Source organism: Pseudomonas sp. NPDC088890 (assembly GCF_044900155.1).
GTDB classification, from domain to species: Bacteria; Pseudomonadota; Gammaproteobacteria; order Pseudomonadales; family Pseudomonadaceae; genus Aquipseudomonas; species Aquipseudomonas urmiensis.
Genome location: NZ_JBJDNG010000007.1, coordinates 20,071 through 41,803 on the forward strand (window position 1 = coordinate 20,071; position 21,733 = coordinate 41,803).

Below are 21,733 nucleotides of genomic sequence, written 5' to 3' on the forward strand. Positions count from 1 at the left end.
GCCGCCACCCTAGTCCGATCTGTCCGGGCAAAGAAGGTACAGTTTGGCCAGACAGTACCTAAGCTGTACCCTCATTGGATAAAACCCCTTCAGGACACCTGACGATGGCGCGGCAAACACTCGCAGAACAGCTGGCCGCATCCTTGGTCGAGCAAATCGGCAATGGCACCTACCAGGTGGGCGAGCGCTTGCCGTCGCTGCGCGAGTGCATGCGCTTGTTTGGTCATTCGAAAAATACCGTGATCAATGCCTATGAGTCGCTGGCGTCCCAGGGCCTGGTGGAGGCGCGTCACGGCCAGGGTTTTTTCGTCAAGCAAGGTGCGCCGCGCAGCGCTGAAGCGGAGGAGCCACTGCCTTACACACGGGCGATGGACACCATCTGGCTGATGCGTCAGCAGTTCGTCCGCGAACCGGGCCATTCGCCGTTGGGCGAGGGCTTCCCACCGGTGGAGTGGTTGATGGACATGCGCCTGGACAAGTTCACCCGACAGATCATGCGCACTGGCGTCACTACGCTGTTTCGCTATGGCAACCGCTTGGGCAACGCCGGCTTGCGCCAACACCTGGCGCAGAAGCTGGCCAGCTACGCGATCACCGCCAGCCCGCGGCAAATCGTCACCACCCACGGCGCCAACCATGCCCTGGACCTGATCATCCGCCGCTTCATCGCCCCAGGCGACAGCGTGCTGGTCGAGGACCCAGGTTATTACCCGCTGTTCGGCAAGCTGCAGTTGCAAGGCGCACGTATGCTGGCGGTGCCCAGGCTTGCGGATGGTCCGGACATCGATGTGCTGGAGCAGCACCTGCGCGGGCACAAGCCCAAGTTGTTTTTCATTCAGTCAGTCGGCCATAACCCGACCGGCTCCGACATCTCTCCCAGCAAGGCGCATCGGCTGGTGCAGTTAGCTCAAGAACACGACTTCATTCTGGTAGACGATGATGCCCTGGCCGATTTCAAACCCGCCTCGGCGATCAAGGTGTCGGCCTTGGATCAGCTGCAGCGCTCGCTGTATGTCGGTAGCTTTTCCAAGTCGGTGTCGGCGGCCCTGAGAGTGGGCTTCATCGCTGGCAGCAAAGAGGTCATCGATGAATTGGGCGATCTGAAAATGCTGCTGCATACCAGCACCTCGGAGCTGTGTGAGCGCACGGTGGACTTGATCCTCACCGAGGGGCACTTTCTGCGTCACGTGATTCGCCTTCAGGAGCGCCTTAAAGCTGCCACCGCTGCGGGTTTGCAGAGGCTCGACGAGATCGGTGCCGAGGTGTTCGTGCGGCCTGAACAGAGCTTGTATCTGTGGGCCAGATTTGCCCATGTCGACGATGCCAGGGAGCTGACCCGGCAGTTGCTGCCCAAGGGTTTCATGATTGCCCCGGGGCATATCTTTGCGCCGGAGCAGGCGCGGGTTAATCCTTGGACGCGGTTGAATGTGGCGTATTTGAACGACGCGCAGCTCATGGCGGTGTTGCGCCAATAGCCAAGGGGAGGGCAGCCCCAACAGGGCTATTCTTAAACGATGATCCGTTGGGGGTATTCGTCATGAACAGGTTGATGCTGGTGCTAGCGATCACACTGCTTGCCGGTTGTCAGACGCCGATGCCGGCGGCCAACCCGCAGATGGCCTGGGTCGATTTCTCGACGCCATTTCCCAACGACAGAGTGCTCATGGCCGAACGCTTGGATAACCAGCGCCTGCGCGATGGGCGGTTTTTTCAAGTGACCCCGGGTCGTCATGAACTGGTGGTCAGGTTCGATTACGAAGTGAACGGTGGCGGTGGCATCAGCCTGATGGGTGGCACCACGGTTCGCCAATGCTACCTGACCGTCAACTACTCGCATTTCCAGGCGGGCCAGCGCTATGTTCTTGAGGCGCGCTCGATGGCACTGACGCCGGAAGCGCGGTTGTACGATGCCAAGGGCGAGGTGGTTGCAGAGATTAGCGAGTTCTATTGCTTGATGTGATTGGCCCGACTGTTTATTCGATGGCTGATGCAGGATGTCGCCGGTTGAGCCTCATAAGGTGCCTGCGTCAACTCGGGGTTGCAAGCTCGCTAAAAGCCGCGTTTTCCAAGGCGCTATATAGTTTAGATGCATCGAGATGTTGTAAGTAAAAGCTTTTTAGCGCGGTATAGATGTTCATGTCTGGCTCGCACACGGACCACGCTAATTCGACATGGTGATCGTAGTGTATGGTTACACCGTCATCGTCGCCATCATCGGCGAATCGTGGGTTGCTTTGATGAATGCTGCCGTGGTGGTTCTGCTTCATTATTAAAATCATATCATTGAGCTCGCATTGTTCTTTTTCACTCAAGTGATAATAGAACTCGGTCAGTTCAATCCTCAGCGGCCTTACACGATTATCCTGAGCAGGGGCGTGATGCACTATTTTAGCAATGATGGCTCTGACCGGGGTAGGTAGGTTGCTAAAGCTTCTTATAAAATCATTTAACTGATTTGTGACAGCTTGAAGTATGTCGTCTTTAGGCTCCATGCGGTCCCGGAGATTATGGTAATCAATGAAGGCCAGAGGCGGGTGCAGCAAAAGCTGTGGCTTTCTGACGTGGGGTAGTATTTTCTCATGGGGCATAAACCAACGTGATAATTTTTCTTTTACACTTTCGACCGCCAGGAAGAAGGCCTTGTCCGGAAGTACCGATATTTGACGGACAATATCGTTTATCGTTATGGTGCGGGCTGAGTATTTTCCGTGCTTTCTGGTGTTGCCGTGCCCATTCGTCGTAATCAATAGGAACCATATTTCGCTTGAAGTTTCTACTTTGTTTCGAATCACGCTGTCTATGCTGTCTTTGATTTTCGAGCCATCTTCAGTGACCGTGACCTGCAGACCTGTTCGATATCTAGTTTCGCGCCAGTCAATCCCAGGGTGATTTATTTTTATTGAGTTCAGGTTTATGAAGTTGCAGCTGTAAGCGAGATTCACAATATCAATAAGGCTGTCTTCAGCCGCTTTTGCGGAGTCTGTATACCCTTCTTTGGCCGCGAGTTGAACCTGACTCGCATAGCTTCCAAGCACCTGAGTTAACTGGAGCATGTATTCATGGCGTTTTGTGAGCATTGTTCTTACCTAAATGCGCTGCAATGCCATAATGATATCATCTCCTGCTTTAGATCTACATTCGGTGGGTGCCGGAGCCTCTCTTCAATCTAGAACAAATCGAATAGCCAACCCTGCCTAGGCATAATTTTCAGCTTATGGTTGGGCTAGGGCGCTCAAGGCTAAAGTCCTTGCGGTAAATAGCGGCCAGCCAGATCAGGGGCAGCTGCGCCAACACGGCCATGACGACACCTGCCCAAGGTGTGAACGCTAACTGGCCGTTGTCGACCATCGCGCTGCCGCAGATTTCTCCCAGCGCGATGCCAAGATTGAACGCTGAAATGTTCAGCGCAGAAGCGAATGCTAGTGCATGCGGCGTGAAGCGTTCAGCGGTACTCAGCATGCCAGCCTGCGCCGCGGGAGACAGGCCAAAGGCCAACGCGCCCCAGAAGAACAGCATGATAATCATTGGCAACGGGTAAGGCAGCAACAGCGCGACAGCAGCGAGGACCAAGGTCAGCAACAGCAAAATCAGTCGCAATGCCGGCTGCCAACCAATCCTGGACGCTAAGCGACCTCCTGCAAGGTTGCCCACCAGGGTCGCCACGCCGAAAACCACGAGCAACAGATTCGCGATTGAAGTTGAGAAACCACTGATATCGGTCAGGATCGGGGTGATGAACGTGAACGCAGAAAAGCTTGCCCCAAAGCCCAATACCGTAATAGCCATCATCGCCAAAATCGCCGGGTGCCGAAGGGCCGCCAATTGCACCGAGGCCTTGCCCACCGGAGGATTGGCGACATCAGACATCCATTTCGCAATGGCCAGCAACGCTACCCCGGCCAGTACTACGACAGCATAAAATGGCAGCCGCCATCCAAACGCGTTACCCAGGAAACTGCCGATCGGCACACCGACCACCATTGCCAGCGTCAGCCCGGCAAACATCACTGCAATGGCTTTGCTGGCTTGTTCCTTTGCGGCAAGGCTGGCGGCGACCGTAGCGCCAATGGCAAAAAAACTGCCATGCGCAAACGCGGTGACGATTCGTCCTGCTAGTAACGAGGTGTAGTCGGTAGACAATGCTGCCAACAAATTACCGCCCAAGAACACCCCAATCAGTGCCAGTAGAACGGGTTTGCGAGGCAGGCGCGCCAGCGCCAGGACGGTTAGCGGAGTGCCCACCGCAAGTGCCAATGCATACAGGCCAACCAAGCTGCCCGTACGTGCCAGAGGTACATCAAGGTCGAACGCGATAGAAGGCAAAATGCCGACTACGATGAATTCCGCCATACCGATAGCAAAAGCAGCCACCGCCAGTGTCAGCACCCCAGGGTGAAGGCGTTGCGCGCCCGAGTTCATCCACGACCTCCTGCATGCAACGCGATCAGTTGATCTGCTTCAACGGTGGCCCCAGCGACGCCAACTGCACCAATGACAGCACCGTGCTGATCGTGAAGTACGACGCCGCCGCCGAAACTGATCAAGCCACCATTGGTGGCCTCGAGTGAGTAGATGGCGCCACCTGGCTGCGCCTGCACGCCCAGTTCGGTGCTGTCGGTACGAAACAGCGCAGCGGTACGCGCTTTTTTGATCGAGACGTCAATCGCACCGGGCACGGCATCATCCATGCGAACGAATTGGCGAAGAAGTCCGGCATCGTCGACTATGCTGATGCACACGGCAAAGCCATGTTCGCGCGCCATCGATGCTGCACGATTGATGACTTGCTGGGAAATGATCTCGAACATCTAGGGCTCCATTAAGTAATACGACAAGGCCTCATGTTCCTGTCGTTTACCGCCCTAGGGAATACGCTTCAGACGTGCTGACGCTAAAGTTTGAGCATGTCGAACATATCCCGCATCGATTGCACCGCAAGCTTGCGCAACTCAGCCTTGGGCAGCCTTGCAGCGGGCGCTGCAACGCCTAACGCCGCCACGACACGACCTTGCATGCGTAACGGCAGCGCTACGCAATTGAGGCCTGGTTCAGCCTCTTCAAGATCCAGGGCGTAGCCGGTGTCAGCGATTGCCATCAACTCACTTCCCAGGTCGGCAGGCAGCAGCCCGGCACGGCGAAGACTGCGCTGCAAGTCTTCATCGTATGCGAGGAAAATCTTACCGATCGCCGAAGTTGTCAGACCTTCACGTCGTCCACGTGGGCTGGCGATGCGCAGAGTGCCATTGCCCTCAACGGCATCCATGTACAGATACTCACGGGTTCCACAAGGGACGGCTAAAAAGCAGGTTTCGCCACAGCGCGCAGCGAGGGCATGCAGGGCAGGGCAGAACGCCTCCCTTAACAGCGCGTCGGCATCGTTCAACGGCTGAGCGATATCACGCAGGCGTAGACCCAAGGCGTAGTGTGTGCCGCGACGAGAAATGTAGCCCATCGCCGCGAGCGTATTGAGCAAGCCGTGCAAGGTGCTCTTGTGCAGGCCCGATTGCGTTGCAAGATCTACTAGCCGGATTTGACCACCGGATGCCGCTATGGCCTCAAGGATGAGCATCGCACGCTCAACCGATTGGATGCCTTTGTTCTCGTTGATCATTGGTGGGGGTTCGTTTCCCGATGAGGGTTTCAGTATCCGGGGTGCTGTGCATTGGCATTTGAATGCTGCGTGATCGTCTGAGCAACAATGGATGCCGGGTTGTCGCGACAGTGTGCCGAGATGTCGTTGGATGATCAGTCATGCAGGTCTGTTCGCACGACGGACTACCAGTCAGGTTATCGCTCAGAGTGAGATTATCCAAATTGGCTGCACAGCGGTTTTTGTCGAAGAAGGAGTGGTTTAGACGCTCATGAGTCATCGCTGGGGAATATGCTATTTAACATAATATACATTATGCGTAGTTTCGTATTAAGGCGTGGCCCTGGTTGCCCACCAGATTCAAAGCCACGCCGCAGCCATCTACTGCTTCTGATCCAGCGCCTTACCCACTGCGTTCACGAACAACGCCTGTTCGTCATACAACGAGCTTGGTGTCTCGGCATTCTTCCAGGTCGACCATTGCACCATCACCAGATGCTCAGCTGGATTGATCGCGATCGTCTGCCCGTAGATGCCCAGCGCCCAGAACGTTTGCTCACTGGTGGCGGTCTTCTTCGGTTCGGCGTCTGCATCCGGTGCCGGTGCGTTGTACCACCATTGGTAGCCGTACTGACCATTAGGTGCGGCTTTGGTTACTGAGCCTTTGGCTGTAGTCCAGTGCGTCGAGCGTGCAAGCCAATCGTTGGGCAGCAACTTTTCGCCGTTCGGCAATTGGCCGCCGCTGAGCACGAACTGGCCGAAGCGCCCCCAGTCACGCAGCGTGGCATTGAAGCCGTGTCCGCCCATGTCGACTTTACCCGGTACCAATGCGTGCCAGACGCCATCTTGCTGCATGCCATAGCGGCTCCAGATCTGGCTTTCCAGGTACTTGGCGATGGTCTGCCCAGTGGCGTTCTCCAGCACGCGGCCGACCAGCCAGGCGCCGCCGGTGTTGTATGACCAGACTTCGCCAGGCTTCACCCCGGGCTTGCGCTTGACCGATTTGACCAGGTTGAGCACGCAATCGTAAGGATCTGGCTTGGCCTCGCATTGGGTCATGTGGGAGAAATCAGAGTCTGGCGAGGCGTAGTTCTCGTCCCAGACCACACCTGAGGTATGTTGCATCAGCTGGTGCAGGGTTACATCTTGCCACTCGGTGCCTTTGAGTTCGGGGATATACGCGGTGATCTTGTCATCTACCGACTTGATCTTGCCGTCTTTTATAGCTACCCCCACCAGCACGCTGACTACCGACTTGGCAACTGAGCGTGAAGTCCATAGGGTCTGGGCAGTGTTGCCTTTGCCGTAGTATTCGTAGGCAATTTTGCCGTCTTTTAGCACCAACAGCCCGGTTACGCTCTGGTTTTGCAGGTAGTCGGCCAGACCCCGGGGCTTGCCCTCCAGGTTGTATTGAACCTCGCTGAGCAGATGATCCGCTGCTGGTAACGGACTTGGCGTGGCGCCCTGGGTGGAGAATACATCGCCTTCGTACAGGCGATAGGTATTACGGAACCCCACTACCCGAGTGTCCTGGTCCCAAGTCAGCATTTCCTTGGCTGCCGGCAGCACTTTGTCGAACGGCTGCGGGCATGTGTGCAGATTGGGTACGCCGCACGGGCCCTTGCTATCGGCAGCCTGGGCGGTGCCGGTGGTAGCTGCCAGGGCCAGCGTAAGGATGGAAAAGACAGTGGACGGTTTGATTGTTATTGCTGTTGCCCGCATGGGGGTTTCCTCAAGATTTGCTGTGCGTGGGACACTTCACGGGGCTAGCCCGCGCCCACCGTGAGTCTCAGCAACTTGAACGGCGCGGAAAAGAACAATAAATTGACTGCCACTAATACAAAAACTAATACCCCGAGGCGTGCATGGCCATCGACCGGCTTCCCCCACTCAATGCGATCCGTGCTTTCGAGGCCGCGGCGCGGCTTGGCAGTTACGTGGCGGCGTCAGAGGCTTTGCATGTGACTCAGCCTGCAATCGGTCGCCATGTGAAGAATCTGGAAGGCTGGTTGGGTGTGCGTCTGCTTGAGCGCAGCCCGCGCGGCGTCACCTTGACGTTGCCAGGTGCGCACTATTACCAAGCCGTCTCGCAGGCACTGCAGATCGTTGCCGACGCCAGTGCTCGCCTGGCCGGGCAAGATAACCAGCGTTGGTTGCGCATCCTGTGTGTGCCGGCCTTCGCTTCACGCTGGTTGACCCCGCGGATCGACAGTCTGCGCAAGCTGCGACCTGACCTGAAGATCGCCATCGAGCCCAATGCCTCGTTTACCGCAGTGGATGCGAGGCAAGCTGACCTGGGTATTGCCTATGGCTTGCCTGGCGAGCTATCGGGCGTGCGTGAGGTCTTGCTTCGTCCGGCAGTGTTTGCCGTCTGCTCGCCGGGCTTCCTTGCGCAGTTGCCAGGGCCGCTGACGGTTGCGGATTTGCCCGCAAACAAGCTGATACACGTCGATGACGGCACGTGGTGGAACAGCTGGTTTGCCGCCAATGGCCTGCGTGTGCGGGTCAAGTCCGATGCTTCGCACATGAGCAATGACATTGTGCTCAACCTGGCAGAACGTGGCCATGGCATCGCGCTGGCGACCGAGGTGCTGGTTAAGCGCGAGCTTGAGCAAGGTACGCTGGTGCGCTGCCTGGATCAGGCAGTGCCGCTGGAAAGTTATCAGGTTCTCACGCCGACCCAAGCGCCAAGCGAGGATGCGCTGTGGTTCATCAATTGGCTCCAATCCAGCCTGCGCGAGGCATTCCCCCAGGCCAGAGTTGAATCCGCGCGCGTTCTCCCCTAAGGTACTGCCCTGCCCTATATTATAAGTTCTAGTGATAACTCAACTAAATATTCATTTAGTTGAGTTATAGAAGATTTAAAAACACTCCTATTGAAACGCTCTCTACAAGGATGTCCATGAAGCTTCAATCGCTGTGCTGGCCCTTTTGGGCGCTCAGTACGCTCGCCTGCGCCGCAGTGCCCGATGACGGTTTGGTCTTCTCCTACAAGGACTGGGACCTCGCCTGCAACAAGTCTGGCCAGTGCATCGCGATGGGGTACTCCCCTGGCGATGGCATCGATGGCATCAGCCTGGGGCTGCAACGCGAGGCTGGCCCCAACACTGCTGTCACGGGCACCTTGATGTTCGCCAACCTCGGTGGCGAGCCCCCTGTCCCGCCGGTGCAACTGGTGATCGACGAGGTAGTCGTGGGTATCCTGCGCGATGATGCTTCGGATTTTCATGTCGAGCACGACCAGGTCTTGGCCCTGCTCGCTGCGCTGCCTGGCAGCACGCAAATCAAGGTAGTCGACTCTCGTGGTGCTGTGCGCACGCTCTCGGATGCCGGCGCTGCGGCTGTTTTGCTGAAAATGGATGAAGTCCAAGAACGGCTCGGTACGCCAGGCGCGCTGGTCAGTCGCGGCGCTGAGGATGAGCAGCTGGTGCCAGGGCCAAGGCGCGCAGCGCCGCCTATCGAGCGCCCGCCCTTGGTTGAGAATCGCCCTGAAGACCAGGCTTTGGCGCAACTCCCGGCCTTGCGCCAAGCCCTGCGCCAGACCTTGAGCGGCCCTCGCCAGTGCCCCGACCTGCAAGACCCCACCCGTGCGCTGCCACTGACCGTGGAGCGCCTCGATGAGCAGCGTGTGCTGGTTGCCACGCAATGCCGGGCCAACAGCTTCAACACGGCCAACGGTTACTGGGTGGTGCAGGATCAGCCGCCCTACGCTGCGCAATTGGTCACCACTGAGGCCACACAATTCGAACGGCGCATGGCCCAGATCAGTTCCTGGCAAAAGAAGCGCGCCCTGGATGACTGCTCCACGCTATCGTTCTGGGTTTGGAACGGTGCGCAGTTCGAGCTGTGGTACCGCAACGGTTACAACCGCTGCCGAGGTTTCAGATACGGCGCCTGGGGGATGCCGACCTACGTACGCTGAGCCTCAGGCCAAGCCGCCGAAACGCTTGTAGAAGCTCTCGTTGACATCCGGCAACGGCCCGTCAGCGGTCTCCAGGGCGCTGTTCAGCCACTCCTCGGCCTTGGCGCACACCAGTCGATACAGGTTGCGGCATAGCTGGCGCGCCGCCCTGCCCTCCCAATCGCCCGGCAGCAACTCATCTGGCAGTTGGGGATCACGCAGCAGTAGCCGGCGGTATTCATGGATCAGCAGCGTGCGCGCCAGGAAGCAGTCCTGGGCGTCGAGCGCTTGCTGTTCCTTGAGGGCTTGCCACAGCGGCCGGAACAGGCGAATGAACTCGCTGTAATGCTCGCCCAGCTCCTCGATCCGCCAGCTTTCGCGAACCTGGGCGCGCATGGCTTTGGAGGCCAGCACTTCCTGGGTGTGGGTTTCAAAGACGATGCTATCGTCGGTGGCATCCAGCTCACGCAAGGTTGCGGCAAGATCGCTACGGTCGGCGCGCGGGCAGCCCAGCACGTTCGGGGCAATGGCACCATAACCTTGCCACTCCAGCTCTTCGCGAACGGCCTTGCGCTTGCTGGCTTCCAGCTGCGACAGCAAGACCAGCGTCCAGGCACCATCCCAGGCCGGCAGGCTTGGGCTGTAGACCCGCTTGAAGGCCTTTTCGAAACGCCGCCGGCCAGTGCCGGTGAGGCTGTAGTAGCTTCGTCGGCCGACCTTTTCGGCGGTCAACCAACCTTCTTTGCTCAAGCGGAAGATCGAGGTACGGATCAGCCGCTCATTGATGCCGATTGGCTCGAGCAGATTGATCAGGCTGCCCAGCCACACCGTGCCGCCATGCGGCTCGATGGCGTCGCCATACAGGGTGATGATCAGCGAACTGGCGCGGATTGGCGTCTGTTCCTGGAAGCGGGTGATCAGCGTATTAAGGGGGGCAAGGCTGCTCATGGGAGAACTGGAAGCGGATGGAACCCCGACTATACCTGCACGCCGCCCCGCCTGGCCATTACGTGGCAACGCTTGGTTCATGCACCCTGCTCCGCTTTTGGCCGCAAGCCCGAGTCACCCATGCGCGGTCGCGGCGCTTCGACTTCGGTCAGCGGCGGGCACTCGACCAGTGTGGCCATGCAGCGCTTGGCCAGCAGCTGATATTCGGCGGTCCCCCGTTGCTTCCAGGCGATTTCCTGGTCGCTGAGCGCGCGTTTGGCCTGGGCCGGTGAGCCGACCACCAGGCTTTGCCCAGGGCATTGGAAACCTGCTTTGACGAACGCCGTAGCGGCGACGATGCAGCGTGGCGCGATGTAAGCGCCGTCCATCACCACGGCGTTCATGCCCACCAGGGCGTCTTCACCTACCCGGCAACCGTGCAGCACCGCGCCGTGGCCGACATGCCCGTTGCGCTCGATGACCGTATCGCCGCCAGGGAAGCCATGCATCACGCAGGTGTCCTGAAGATTGGCGCCCTCCTCCAGCACGATGCGGCCAAAGTCGCCGCGCAGTGAGGCCAATGGCCCGACATAGCAGTGTGGACCAATGATCACGTCGCCAATCAGCACAGCGCTTGGGTGTACGTAGGCAGTGGGGTGGATTACCGGTGTCAGGCCGTCCAGTCGATAGCAAGGCATGTCACACCTCTCCAAATGATTCGGAATGTGTGTCGATCATGTATCACAATAAAACTGATCGTCAATCTCGATTTTCCTGTATCGCTTTCATAGGCTTGATGGACAGGCCGATAAAGCCGTTATTTTTCGGACGCTTAGCGGGTAAAGGTTGACTCGCGTGACAAGCATCAGCCCAATACGAGACACGGAAAACAAATTATGATGTTGCAGTTATGTATCGTATCGAGCATATACTTGGCGCACCTGAGCAGGTGTCGTGCTGCCCCCCCTGCTCGTGCAGACAATTCCAATAAATGCCGGCCTCAAGGCCGTGCGTGCAGCCTGAGGAACCAACATGCCTCGCTACCTCGTTGTGCAGGCGCCTGAGGACGGCGTCCGTCTGATCACCCTGCAACGTCCTGAAGCCCTCAATGCGCTGAATACCGAACTGCTCGCGGAACTCGCCGCTGAGCTGGACAGCGCCGACCGCGACCCGGCGATCGCTGTGGTGGTAATTACCGGCAACCGAAAAGCGTTTGCCGCCGGTGCCGACATCCGCGAGATGGCCGAGCGCGACCTGGTCGGCATCCTCAATGACCCGCGGGTCGCCCATTGGCAGCGGATCGCCGCCTTCTCCAAGCCGCTGATCGCCGCCGTCAACGGCTTCGCCCTGGGTGGCGGTTGTGAGCTGGTGATGTGCGCCGACATCGTCATCGCTGGCGAAGATGCACGTTTCGGCCAGCCGGAAATCAACCTGGGCATCATCCCCGGCGCCGGCGGCACCCAACGGTTGTTGCGCGCAGTCGGCAAGCCGCTGGCGATGCAGATGGTGCTGACCGGCGAGCCGATCAGCGCCCGCCACGCCCAGCAGGCCGGGCTGGTCAGTGAAGTCAGCCAGCCCGAGCTGACCGTTGAGCGCGCCATGCAGATTGGCGCGGCGATTGCCCGCAAGGCGCCGCTGGCGGTGCGTTTGGCCAAGGAAGCGCTGCTCAAGGCCGCAGACACCGACCTTGCCACCGGCCTGCGTTTTGAGCGCCACGCGTTCACCCTGCTGGCCGGCACCGCCGACCGGGCCGAAGGCATTCGCGCCTTCCAGGAAAAACGCCCGGCCCACTTCCAGGGCCAGTAATCGGCCCCTTCCCATCGACTGACGGAGCGAGTCTGCAATGACTTTCGAGCACATCCTGTTTTCCATCGAGGACGGTGTCGCCCTCCTCTCGCTGAATCGGCCCGACCAGCTGAATAGCTTCAATACCCAGATGCACAAGGAAGTGCGCGAGGCCCTCAAACAGGTGCGCCAGGACCCGCAAGTGCGAGTGCTGCTGTTGACGGGTGAAGGCCGCGGTTTCTGCGCCGGCCAAGATCTATCGGATCGCACTGTCGCACCAGGCGCGCAAATGCCCGACCTGGGCGAGTCGATCGAGCAGTTCTACAACCCGATGATCCGCACCCTGCGCGAGCTACCGATGCCGGTGATCTGCGCAGTCAACGGCGTGGCGGCGGGGGCCGGGGCGAATATCCCGCTGGCCTGCGATCTGGTCCTGGCAGCGCGCTCGGCAAGCTTCATCCAAGCCTTCTGCAAGATCGGCCTGGTGCCCGATTCTGGGGGCACCTGGCAATTGCCGCGGCTGATCGGCATGGCCCGGGCCAAGGCGTTGGCCCTACTCGGTGAGCGATTAAGCGCGGAGCAGGCCGAACACTGGGGGCTGATCAACCGGGTGGTCGATGATGCTGCGCTGCGCGACGAGGCCCTGAGCTTGGCACGCCACCTGGCAACCCAGCCGACCTACGGCCTAGCCCTGATCAAGCGCGCGCTGAATGCCAGCTTCGACAACCGCTTCGACCAGCAGTTGGAGCTGGAGCGGGACCTGCAGCGCCTGGCCGGGCGCAGCGAGGACTACCGCGAAGGCGTCGCTGCGTTCATGGACAAACGCCAGCCGGCATTCAATGGACGCTGACATGAGTGCTCTCAACAGTAATAGCCCGGTTGCAGTGATCGGCGCTGGTGCCATGGGCGCCGGCATCGCTCAGGTGGCGGCCCAGGCCGGTCACCCGGTGCAGCTCTACGACAACCGCCCCGGCGCGGCGGCCCAGGCGCTGCAAGGTATCGATCGGCAGCTCGGGCGGCTGGTCGACAAAGGTAAGCTCGACGCCGCCGAGCGCGGGGCGATCAGCGCTCGCCTGCAGCCGGTCGAATCGATAGAAGCATTGGCCGATGCACAGCTGGTGATCGAGGCCATCGTCGAAAAGTTGCAGGTCAAGCAGGACTTGCTGCGCCAACTCGAAGCGCTGTGCACTGACGACTGCATCCTCGCCAGCAACACCTCATCGCTGTCGATCACCAGCCTTGCCGCGGGGCTGCGCCGGCCGCAGCGGGTAATTGGCATGCACTTCTTCAACCCCGCGCCGGTCATGGCCCTGGTCGAGGTCGTCAGCGGCCTTGCCACTGATCCGCAGCTGGCTGCCCGGTTGTATCAACTGGCCAAGGCCTGGGGCAAGCAGCCGGTACATGCCCGTTCCACCCCTGGTTTTATCGTCAACCGGGTCGCGCGGCCGTTCTACGCCGAAAGCCTGCGTCTGCTCCAGGAAGGCGCGGCTGATTGCGCCACTCTCGATGCGCTGCTGCGCGATGCTGGCGGTTTTCGCATGGGCGCGTTCGAGCTGACCGACCTGATTGGCCACGACGTCAACTATGCCGTGACCTGCTCGGTGTTCGATGCGTTCTATGGCGACTTCCGCTTCCAGCCTTCACTGGTGCAAAAAGAGCTGGTCGATGCTGGCCGCCTGGGGCGTAAGAGCGGCCAGGGTTTCTACGACTACCGCGAAGGCGCCGAGCGCCCGCCAGCAGCTGAGCTTCAGAGTACGACGCGAATCGATCGTTGTGTGGTGGAAGGTTGCCTGGGTGTGATGCAGCCATTGCTGCATCGGCTCAAGGCCAGTGGCATCAGTGTCACTGAACGTCCAGGCAATGGCCTGCTGCGCGTGGGCGATGCGACCTTGGCGCTGTCCGACGGTCGCCTGGCCAGCCAGCGCGCACGCGAAGATGGCCTGAGCAACCTGCTGCTGGTCGATCTTGCCCTGGACTACACCAGCGCAGCGCGCATCGCCATCAGCAAGGCGGCGGACACCACCGCCCAAGCGCAAGACCAGGCGATTGCCCTGCTGCGACAAGCGGGTTTCAGCGTGAGCGAGGTTGCCGACCTGCCAGGCCTGGTGGTGCTGCGAACCGTGGCAACCCTTGCCAACGAGGCGGCGGATGCCGTGCTGCAAGGCGTCGGATCAGCCGCTGATATCGATCTTGCCATGCGCGCCGGCGTCAACTACCCGTGTGGCCCGCTGGCCTGGGCCGAGCAAATGGGCCTGGGCTACACCCTGCGCGTGCTGCAAAACCTGCAAACCAGCTATGGCGAAACCCGCTATCGCCCTTCCCTGCTGCTGCGTCGCGTGCATGCCCAAGGAGGCCACCTGCATGACTGAAAGCCAACGCACCCCCGATGAACTGGCCCGCGCCTGTAGCGACGCGATGTTCTCCCGCGACCGTGCGACCCAGGCCATGGGCGCTCGCCTGCTCGACAGCGGCCCGGGCCGTGCGCGCCTGAGCATGCAGGTTCGGGCAGACATGATCCAAGGGCACGGCACCTGCCACGGCGGTTATCTGTTCGCCCTGGCCGACTCGGCGTTCGCCTTCGCCTGCAACAGTTACGACGAAGCCACGGTGGCCCAGGGCTGCAGCATCGATTACCTGGCCCCGGCGGTTGAGCACGATGTACTCACTGCCACTGCCAGCGAACTCAGCCGCAAAGGCCGCACCGGCCTGTATGACGTCAGGCTGGAAAACCAGCGGGGTGAGCTGATTGCCCTGTTCCGCGGTAAATCCTACAAAGTGCGCGGCACGGTGCTGGCGCAGGAGAGCAAAGATGACTGACCTCACCCGCAACGATGCGCTGATCATCGACGCCGTGCGCACGCCCATCGGCCGCTATGGCGGCGCCCTCAGCACGGTGCGCGCGGATGATCTTGCAGCTGTGCCGATCAAGGCGCTGATGGCGCGTCACCCGCAATTGGACTGGAGCGCTGTCGATGACGTGATCCTTGGCTGCGCCAACCAGGCCGGGGAAGACAACCGCAACGTGGCCCGCATGGCCACCCTGCTCGCCGGATTGCCGCAGGCGGTACCGGGCACCACCCTCAATCGCCTGTGTGGCTCAGGGCTGGACGCCATCGGCAGCGCTGCCCGCGCCCTGCGCTGTGGGGAGGCTGGGCTGATGCTGGCAGGAGGGGTCGAATCGATGTCGCGCGCGCCGTTTGTGATGGGTAAATCCGAGCAGGCGTTCGGCCGTGGCGCCGAGCTGTTCGATACCACCATCGGCTGGCGATTCGTCAATAAGCTGATGCAGGCCCAATACGGCATCGACTCGATGCCTGAGACCGCCGAGAACGTTGCCGCCCAGTTCGCTATTTCCCGCGCCGATCAGGACGCCTTTGCCTTGCGCAGCCAGCACAAGGCCGCTGCTGCCCAGGCGCGCGGCCGTTTGGCGCAGGAGATCGTGCCGGTCGAGATTGCCCAGCGCAAAGGCCCGGCGAAGCTGGTCGAGCATGACGAACATCCGCGTGCCGACACCACCCTGGAGCAACTTGCCAAACTCGGCACACCGTTCCGCGAGGGTGGCAGCGTTACCGCTGGCAATGCGTCGGGCGTCAACGACGGTGCCTGTGCGCTGTTGCTGGCCAGCAGCGCAGCCGCCCGTCGCCATGGTTTGCAAGCGCGCGGCCGGATCGTCGGTATGGCGGCGGCGGGGGTCGAGCCGCGAATCATGGGCATCGGCCCGGTGCCGGCGACCCACAAGGTGCTGGAACTGACCGGCCTGGCCTTGGCCGACATGGATGTCATCGAGCTCAACGAAGCCTTCGCCGCGCAAGGCCTGGCTGTGCTGCGTGAGCTCGGCCTGGCGGACGACGACCCGCGGGTCAACCGCAACGGCGGCGCCATTGCCCTCGGCCACCCGCTGGGCATGAGCGGGGCGCGGCTGGTCACCACGGCGCTGCACGAGCTGGAAGAAACCGACGGGCGCTACGCCCTGTGCACCATGTGCATCGGCGTCGGCCAGGGCATTGCCCTGATCATCGAGCGCCTCGGACCAACGGACTGAGACTGAACCTGCTACGGGCAGTATGCTGCCCGCATGACACTCAAGGCCTCTGCGCCTACGTACAAGAACAATTCGAGTGAAGCCATGAACATGTACCACGATGCCGAACGCGCCTTGCTGGACCCGATGGAAACCGCCAGTGTCGATCAACTGCGCCAGCACCAACTGGAGCGCCTGCGCTGGAGCCTGAACCACGCCTACGCCAATGTGCCGCTGTACCGTCAGCGTTTTGCTGAGTCTGGCGCGCACCCTGACGACTTGAAATCACTGGAAGATCTGGCCAAGTTCCCCTTCACCGGCAAGAACGACCTGCGCGACAACTACCCGTACGGCATGTTCGCCGTGCCCCAGCAGGAAGTGGTGCGCCTGCACGCCTCCAGCGGCACTACCGGCAAGCCGACGGTGGTCGGCTATACCCAGAACGATATCGACACCTGGGCCAATGTCGTCGCCCGTTCGATCCGCGCCGCAGGCGGGCGCAAGGGCGACAAGGTGCATGTCTCCTATGGCTATGGGCTGTTCACCGGCGGCCTGGGTGCGCACTACGGCGCCGAGCGCCTGGGCTGCACGGTCATCCCCATGTCCGGTGGCCAGACTGAAAAACAAGTGCAACTGATCCGCGATTTTCAGCCTGACATCATCATGGTCACACCTTCCTACATGCTCAACCTGGCTGACGAGATCGAGCGCCAGGGCATCGACCCGCATCAACTCAAGCTGCGCCTGGGGATCTTCGGTGCCGAGCCTTGGACCGACGAACTGCGTCGCTCCATCGAGCAGCGCCTGGGTATCAATGCCCTGGATATCTATGGCCTGTCGGAAATCATGGGCCCCGGGGTAGCCATGGAGTGCATCGAAACCAAGGATGGCCCGACCATCTGGGAGGACCACTTCTATCCGGAGATCATTGACCCGATAACCGGTCAAGTGCTGCCCGATGGCCAGTTGGGTGAGTTGGTGTTCACCTCGCTGAGCAAGGAGGCGCTGCCGATGATCCGCTACCGCACCCGCGACCTCACCCGCCTGCTGCCCGGCACGGCGCGGCCGATGCGGCGGATTGGCAAGATCACCGGGCGCAGTGACGACATGCTGATCATTCGTGGGGTCAACGTGTTCCCCACGCAGATTGAAGAACAGGTGCTGAAAATAAAACAGCTTTCTGAGCTTTATGAGATTCACCTGTATCGCAATGGTAATCTCGACAGCGTTGAGGTGCATGTCGAGTTGCGCGGCGAATGCCAGGCACTGGATGAGCCGCAGCGCCAGCAGGTGGTTGGCGAATTGGGCCGGCAGATCAAGACTTACATCGGCATCAGCACCCAGGTATTGCTCAAGCCTTGCGGCACCTTGAAGCGTTCGGAAGGTAAGGCTTGCCACGTTTACGATAAACGTCTGGCTAGCTGAGTCTTCGCTGGTCCCCCTGCCCCGGCCAATGGCCGTCATGCTGTTCACTTAAGATTTTGGGGCCGCTTTGCGCCCCTTCGCGGGCAAGCCCGCTCCCACAGGTACGGCGCCGACCGCGAGAGCGGCGCTATCCCTGTGGGAGCGGGCTTGCCCGCGAAGGGGCGCAAAGCGGCCCCAGTATTTCAAAGCGATACACAATTAGTATTTGATACATCGAAATATGTTTGATGTTGTGTTTTGTATCGCTTATAAATGACTCATGCCCCACCCAGCCCTGAGGCAGGAGTCAGAACATGTACGCACAGCTAGTGGAAACCGGTGTAAAGCACATCAAGTCGCTCGAGGAGATGTCCCCCGAGGAGCGTGCCTTCCAGGAAAAAATCGACGCCGAGATCAAGATCGAAGCCAAGAACTGGATGCCCGACGCCTACCGCCAGACTTTGATCCGGCAGATCTCGCAACACGCCCATTCGGAAATCGTCGGCATGCTGCCTGAAGGCAACTGGGTCACCCGTGCCCCCAGCCTCAAGCGCAAGCTGCAGCTGATGGCCAAGATCCAGGACGAAGCCGGCCACGGCCTGTACCTGTACAGCGCCATGGAAACCCTCGGCGCCGACCGCGACGAAGAAATCGCCAAGCTGCACAGCGGCAAGGCCAAGTATTCGAGCATTTTCAACTACCCGACCTTGAGCTGGGCCGACATGGGCGCGGTCGGCTGGTTGGTCGATGGCGCGGCGATCGTCAACCAGGTGGTGCTGCAGCGCACCTCCTACGGCCCCTACTCGCGGGCGATGATCCGCATCTGCAAGGAAGAAAGCTTCCACCAGCGCCAGGGCTACGAGTTGCTGCTGACCATGATGCGCCACGGCACCCAAGCGCAAAAAGACATGGTCCAGGATGCGATCAACCGCCTCTGGTGGCCGGCGCTGATGATGTTCGGCCCCAGCGACGAGCACTCGCCCAACAGCGCCCAGTCGATGGCCTGGAAGATCAAGCGCCAGACCAACGACGAACTGCGCCAGCGTTTCATCGACCAGACCATCCCCCAGCTTGAACTGCTTGGCTGCACTGCCCCCGACCCAGACCTCAAGTGGAACGAGGCGCGCGGCCACTACGACTTCGGCGAGATCCAGTGGGATGAATTCTACGAAGTGATCAAAGGCAACGGCCCCTGTAACCAGGAGCGCGTCGCCACCCGCCGCCAAGCCATCGAAGACGGCGCCTGGGTACGCGAGGCCGCCGTGGCCTACGCACGCAAGCAACAGAACAAGAACGCCGCCTGAAGCGGCGATTGACGCGGAGATCGAACATGTCTGTCTGGACCCTCTACGAAGTATTCGTGCGCAGCAAGCACGGCCTCAACCATAAACATGTGGGCAGCGTGCATGCCGCCGACGCCGCCATGGCCATCGAGAACGCCCGTGAGCTGTACACACGTCGCAGCGAAGGGGTGAGTCTGTGGGTAGTGCCCTCGGCACTGATCACCGCCTCCTCGCCAGATGACAAAGACCCGCTGTTCGCCCCTGCCGACGACAAGGTCTACCGCCATGCCAGCTTCTACCAGCTGCCTGATGAAGTCGGACACATGTGAGGCCCGCCATGCACAATCAAGCACTCATCCAATACCTGCTGCTGCTCGGTGACAGCGCCCTGATCCAGGGCCAGCGCCTGTGCCAGTGGTGCGGCCATGCGCCGGCCCTGGAAGAAGAGCTGGCCCTGATGAACGTCGGCCTCGATTTGGTCGGCCAGGCGCGCAACTGGCTGGAATACGCCGCCCAACTGAGCGACGACGGCCGCGACGCCGACGCCCTGGCGTTTCGCCGCGATGAGCGGGCCTATCGCAACCTGTTGCTGGTCGAGCAACCCAATGGCGATTTCGCCGTGACCATGCTCAAGCAGTTCTTCTATGACGCCTGGCATTTCGCCGTGCTCCAAGGGCTGAGCCAATCGCAAGACCCGCGCATCGCCGGCATTGCCGCCAAGGCCCTGAAGGAAGTCACCTATCACCTGCGCCGCTCTGGCGAGTGGGTGCAGCGCTTGGGCGGCGGCACCGAAGAAAGCCGCCAGCGCATGCTCACCGCGATCGCGCTGCTGTGGCGCTTCACCGTGGAACTGGCCGCCGGCAGCGATGCCGAGCTGCGCCTGGCCGAAGCGGGCATCGGCGCAGATCCTGCGCAGGTCGGCGCGGCTTGGCTCAAGCAGGTCAGCGCGATCTTCGCCTCGGTCGAGCTGCCGCTGCCCAAAGCGGCCACCCCCTTCTATCTGAGTGGCCGCACGGGCCTGCACAGCGAGCACCTGGGCCTGCTTCTGGCCGAAATGCAGTTTTTGCCACGGGCCTATCCCGATGCGACCTGGTGAGCTGATCGCCAGCGACCGTGGCGCCCGCGCGGCTCGCGGCGATGACCTGGCGCGGGCCTGGGCGGTGCTGGAACAGGTAATGGACCCAGAGGTGCCGGTGGTCAGCGTGGTCGATCTGGGCATCGTGCGTGACCTCGGCTGGCGCGCCGGCCATCTGCACCTGGTGGTGACCCCGACGTACTCCGGCTGCCCGGCAACCGAAGTGATCGAGGGCGACATCCGCCAGGCGCTGGAGCAAGCCGGATTCGCCGAGCCGGACCTGGAACGGCGATTGACCCCGGCCTGGAGCAGCGACTGGATCAGCGACCAGGGCCGCGAGCGGCTGCGGCGGTACGGCATCGCCCCGCCCGAGGGCAGCCAGAACAAGCGCAGCCTGCTCGGCCAGGCGCCGCAGGTGTGCTGTCCGCAATGTGGCAGCAGCCATACCGAGCTGCTCAGCCAATTCGGCTCCACCGCCTGCAAGGCGCTGTACCGCTGTCGCGAGTGCCTGGAGCCCTTCGACTATTTCAAATGCATTTGAGCCGTGGAGAACACCATGAGCCAGTTTCATAGCCTGACCATCAAAGACGTGCGCAACGAAACCCGCGACGCGGTATCGATCGCCTTCGACGTGCCTGCGCACCTGCAGTCGGCATTTCGCTTCACCCAGGGCCAGTACCTGGTGATGCGCACCCAGCTGGATGACGAAGAAGTGCGCCGTTCGTATTCGATCTGCAGCGCGGTGCACGATGGCGAGTTGCGCGTGGCAGTCAAGCGGGTACCCGGTGGGCGCTTTTCCTCGTTTGCCAACGAAGCGCTGAAACCGGGCCAGCAATTGGAGGTGATGCCCCCCGCCGGCAGCTTCTTCGTGCCGCTGGAGCCGAGCCGCCAGGGCAATTACCTGGGCGTGGCCGCTGGCAGTGGCATTACCCCGCTCCTGTCGATCATCGCCAGCACCTTGGCCAGCGAGCCGCACAGCCGCTTCACCTTGCTGTATGGCAACCGCTCAAGCTCCGCTGCGTTGTTTCGCAACACGCTTGAAGATCTGAAAAACCAATACCTGGATCGCCTCAACCTGATCTTCGTGTTCAGCCGCGAGCAGCAAGACGTCGACCTGTACAACGGCCGTATCGACGCCGACAAGTGCGGCCAGCTGTTCTCCCGCTGGATTGATGTGGCGAGCCTGGATGCGGCGTTCATCTGCGGCCCGCAAGCCATGACCGAAACCGTGCGCGACAGCCTCCAGCTCAATGGCATGGCCAAGGAGCGCATTCACTTCGAGCTGTTCGCCGCGGCCGGCAGCCAGGCGCGGCGTGACGCGCGTGAGGCGGCGCGCCAGGTCGATTCGGCGATCAGCCAGGTCACCGTGATCAGCGATGGCCGCGCGCTGGCGTTCGACCTGCCGCGCAATACCCAGAACATCCTCGATGCCGGCAACGCGATTGGCGCCGAGCTGCCCTACTCGTGCAAGGCCGGCGTTTGCTCGACCTGCAAGTGCCGGGTGATCGAGGGCGAGGTGGAGATGGACAGCAACCATGCGCTGGAAGATTACGAGGTGGCGGCGGGCTATGTGCTGTCGTGCCAGACCTATCCGATCAGCGACAAGGTGGTGCTCGATTTCGACCAGCTGTGAGATCCAGTTGACCTCATCGCGGCTCCCACGCAATCGAATCCATTGCGTAGGAGCGGGCTTGCCCCGCGCTGAGGCCCTGAGCAACACCGCACTAACCGCGTGACCTCAGCCAAA

Annotated in this window: 22 protein-coding genes; 15 read left to right on the forward strand and 7 right to left on the reverse strand. The window is 60.9% G+C overall.

The genetic code is table 11. The annotated features are described in order from the left end of the window. The first annotated feature begins 104 nt into the window (after nucleotides 1-104). Both ACI2JX_RS15975 and ACI2JX_RS15980 read left to right on the forward strand, forming a co-directional pair. Nucleotides 105-1,475, forward strand: a complete 1,371-nt coding sequence (locus ACI2JX_RS15975) for a PLP-dependent aminotransferase family protein (RefSeq protein WP_404690461.1) — start codon at nucleotides 105-107, stop codon at nucleotides 1,473-1,475. A 62-nt stretch (nucleotides 1,476-1,537) separates the two neighbouring features. Continuing rightward, nucleotides 1,538-1,960, forward strand: a complete 423-nt coding sequence (locus tag ACI2JX_RS15980) for a hypothetical protein (protein WP_404690462.1) — start codon at nucleotides 1,538-1,540, stop codon at nucleotides 1,958-1,960. A gap of 67 nt (nucleotides 1,961-2,027) precedes the next feature. Here the strand turns inward: ACI2JX_RS15980 and ACI2JX_RS15985 are convergent, their stop codons facing one another. From ACI2JX_RS15985 to ACI2JX_RS16005, 5 genes are all read right to left on the reverse strand, one after another. Next, complete coding sequence (locus ACI2JX_RS15985) at nucleotides 2,028-3,077, reverse strand: SMEK domain-containing protein (protein ID WP_404690463.1); 1,050 nt, start codon at nucleotides 3,075-3,077, stop codon at nucleotides 2,028-2,030. Between the two features lie 130 nt (nucleotides 3,078-3,207). Next, on the reverse strand, nucleotides 3,208-4,419 hold the full coding sequence (locus tag ACI2JX_RS15990; RefSeq protein WP_404690464.1) for an MFS transporter: 1,212 nt from the start codon (nucleotides 4,417-4,419) through the stop codon (nucleotides 3,208-3,210). Continuing rightward, nucleotides 4,416-4,808: a heme-binding protein gene (locus tag ACI2JX_RS15995; protein ID WP_404690465.1), complete on the reverse strand. Its 393-nt coding sequence runs from the start codon at nucleotides 4,806-4,808 to the stop codon at nucleotides 4,416-4,418. The genes ACI2JX_RS15990 and ACI2JX_RS15995 overlap by 4 nt, the downstream gene beginning before the upstream one ends. Before the next feature lie 83 nt (nucleotides 4,809-4,891). After that, on the reverse strand, nucleotides 4,892-5,611 hold the full coding sequence (locus ACI2JX_RS16000) for an IclR family transcriptional regulator (protein ID WP_404690466.1): 720 nt from the start codon (nucleotides 5,609-5,611) through the stop codon (nucleotides 4,892-4,894). A gap of 360 nt (nucleotides 5,612-5,971) precedes the next feature. After that, the gene (locus ACI2JX_RS16005; protein ID WP_404690467.1) at nucleotides 5,972-7,312 is read right to left on the reverse strand and encodes a serine hydrolase domain-containing protein; all 1,341 of its coding nucleotides are present in this window, start codon (nucleotides 7,310-7,312) and stop codon (nucleotides 5,972-5,974) included. A gap of 143 nt (nucleotides 7,313-7,455) precedes the next feature. Here ACI2JX_RS16005 and ACI2JX_RS16010 point away from each other — a divergent pair, with 143 nt between their 5' ends. Together ACI2JX_RS16010 and ACI2JX_RS16015 are read left to right on the forward strand one after the other, a co-directional pair. Next, nucleotides 7,456-8,376, forward strand: a complete 921-nt coding sequence (locus tag ACI2JX_RS16010) for a LysR substrate-binding domain-containing protein (protein WP_404690468.1) — start codon at nucleotides 7,456-7,458, stop codon at nucleotides 8,374-8,376. Between the two features lie 116 nt (nucleotides 8,377-8,492). Beyond that, complete coding sequence (locus ACI2JX_RS16015) at nucleotides 8,493-9,512, forward strand: DUF1176 domain-containing protein (protein WP_404690469.1); 1,020 nt, start codon at nucleotides 8,493-8,495, stop codon at nucleotides 9,510-9,512. Nucleotides 9,513-9,515: 3 nt separating this feature from the next. Here ACI2JX_RS16015 and paaX read toward each other — a convergent pair whose 3' ends face one another. Together paaX and paaY are read right to left on the reverse strand one after the other, a co-directional pair. Then, complete coding sequence (gene paaX, locus ACI2JX_RS16020; RefSeq protein ID WP_186554490.1) at nucleotides 9,516-10,439, reverse strand: phenylacetic acid degradation operon negative regulatory protein PaaX; 924 nt, start codon at nucleotides 10,437-10,439, stop codon at nucleotides 9,516-9,518. Nucleotides 10,440-10,516: 77 nt separating this feature from the next. After that, nucleotides 10,517-11,116 carry a phenylacetic acid degradation protein PaaY gene (gene paaY, locus ACI2JX_RS16025; RefSeq protein ID WP_404690470.1) on the reverse strand — a complete coding sequence of 200 codons (600 nt, stop codon included), beginning with the start codon at nucleotides 11,114-11,116 and terminating at the stop codon, nucleotides 10,517-10,519. Between the two features lie 334 nt (nucleotides 11,117-11,450). Here paaY and paaF point away from each other — a divergent pair, with 334 nt between their 5' ends. The 11 genes from paaF (at nucleotide 11,451) to paaE (ending at nucleotide 21,619) form a co-directional block, all read left to right on the forward strand. Beyond that, nucleotides 11,451-12,224: a 2,3-dehydroadipyl-CoA hydratase PaaF gene (gene paaF, locus ACI2JX_RS16030; RefSeq protein WP_404690471.1), complete on the forward strand. Its 774-nt coding sequence runs from the start codon at nucleotides 11,451-11,453 to the stop codon at nucleotides 12,222-12,224. Nucleotides 12,225-12,261: 37 nt separating this feature from the next. Continuing rightward, nucleotides 12,262-13,053 (forward strand): 2-(1,2-epoxy-1,2-dihydrophenyl)acetyl-CoA isomerase PaaG, encoded by a 792-nt coding sequence (paaG, locus tag ACI2JX_RS16035; protein ID WP_404690472.1) that lies wholly within the window; start codon nucleotides 12,262-12,264, stop codon nucleotides 13,051-13,053. Between the two features lies 1 nt (nucleotide 13,054). After that, nucleotides 13,055-14,572 carry a 3-hydroxyacyl-CoA dehydrogenase PaaH gene (gene paaH / locus ACI2JX_RS16040; protein ID WP_404690473.1) on the forward strand — a complete coding sequence of 506 codons (1,518 nt, stop codon included), beginning with the start codon at nucleotides 13,055-13,057 and terminating at the stop codon, nucleotides 14,570-14,572. Next, the gene (gene paaI / locus ACI2JX_RS16045; RefSeq protein ID WP_186554485.1) at nucleotides 14,565-15,020 is read left to right on the forward strand and encodes a hydroxyphenylacetyl-CoA thioesterase PaaI; all 456 of its coding nucleotides are present in this window, start codon (nucleotides 14,565-14,567) and stop codon (nucleotides 15,018-15,020) included. Before paaH ends, paaI begins: the two co-directional genes overlap by 8 nt. Continuing rightward, on the forward strand, nucleotides 15,013-16,245 hold the full coding sequence (gene pcaF / locus ACI2JX_RS16050; RefSeq protein WP_368972515.1) for a 3-oxoadipyl-CoA thiolase: 1,233 nt from the start codon (nucleotides 15,013-15,015) through the stop codon (nucleotides 16,243-16,245). Before paaI ends, pcaF begins: the two co-directional genes overlap by 8 nt. An 84-nt stretch (nucleotides 16,246-16,329) precedes the next feature. Continuing rightward, nucleotides 16,330-17,649: a phenylacetate--CoA ligase PaaK gene (paaK, locus tag ACI2JX_RS16055; protein ID WP_264232867.1), complete on the forward strand. Its 1,320-nt coding sequence runs from the start codon at nucleotides 16,330-16,332 to the stop codon at nucleotides 17,647-17,649. 293 nt (nucleotides 17,650-17,942) lie between these two features. Then, nucleotides 17,943-18,932, forward strand: a complete 990-nt coding sequence (paaA, locus tag ACI2JX_RS16060) for a 1,2-phenylacetyl-CoA epoxidase subunit PaaA (RefSeq protein ID WP_186554482.1) — start codon at nucleotides 17,943-17,945, stop codon at nucleotides 18,930-18,932. Between the two features lie 26 nt (nucleotides 18,933-18,958). Further along, nucleotides 18,959-19,240, forward strand: a complete 282-nt coding sequence (gene paaB, locus ACI2JX_RS16065) for a 1,2-phenylacetyl-CoA epoxidase subunit PaaB (RefSeq protein WP_186554481.1) — start codon at nucleotides 18,959-18,961, stop codon at nucleotides 19,238-19,240. Nucleotides 19,241-19,248: 8 nt separating this feature from the next. After that, nucleotides 19,249-20,007: a 1,2-phenylacetyl-CoA epoxidase subunit PaaC gene (paaC, locus tag ACI2JX_RS16070; RefSeq protein ID WP_404690474.1), complete on the forward strand. Its 759-nt coding sequence runs from the start codon at nucleotides 19,249-19,251 to the stop codon at nucleotides 20,005-20,007. Beyond that, a complete protein-coding gene (gene paaD, locus ACI2JX_RS16075) occupies nucleotides 19,994-20,527 on the forward strand; it encodes a 1,2-phenylacetyl-CoA epoxidase subunit PaaD (RefSeq protein WP_404690475.1) in 534 nt (177 codons plus the stop codon). Before paaC ends, paaD begins: the two co-directional genes overlap by 14 nt. Nucleotides 20,528-20,542: 15 nt before the next feature. Continuing rightward, complete coding sequence (paaE, locus tag ACI2JX_RS16080; RefSeq protein ID WP_404690476.1) at nucleotides 20,543-21,619, forward strand: 1,2-phenylacetyl-CoA epoxidase subunit PaaE; 1,077 nt, start codon at nucleotides 20,543-20,545, stop codon at nucleotides 21,617-21,619. The last annotated feature ends 114 nt before the right edge of the window (nucleotides 21,620-21,733 follow it).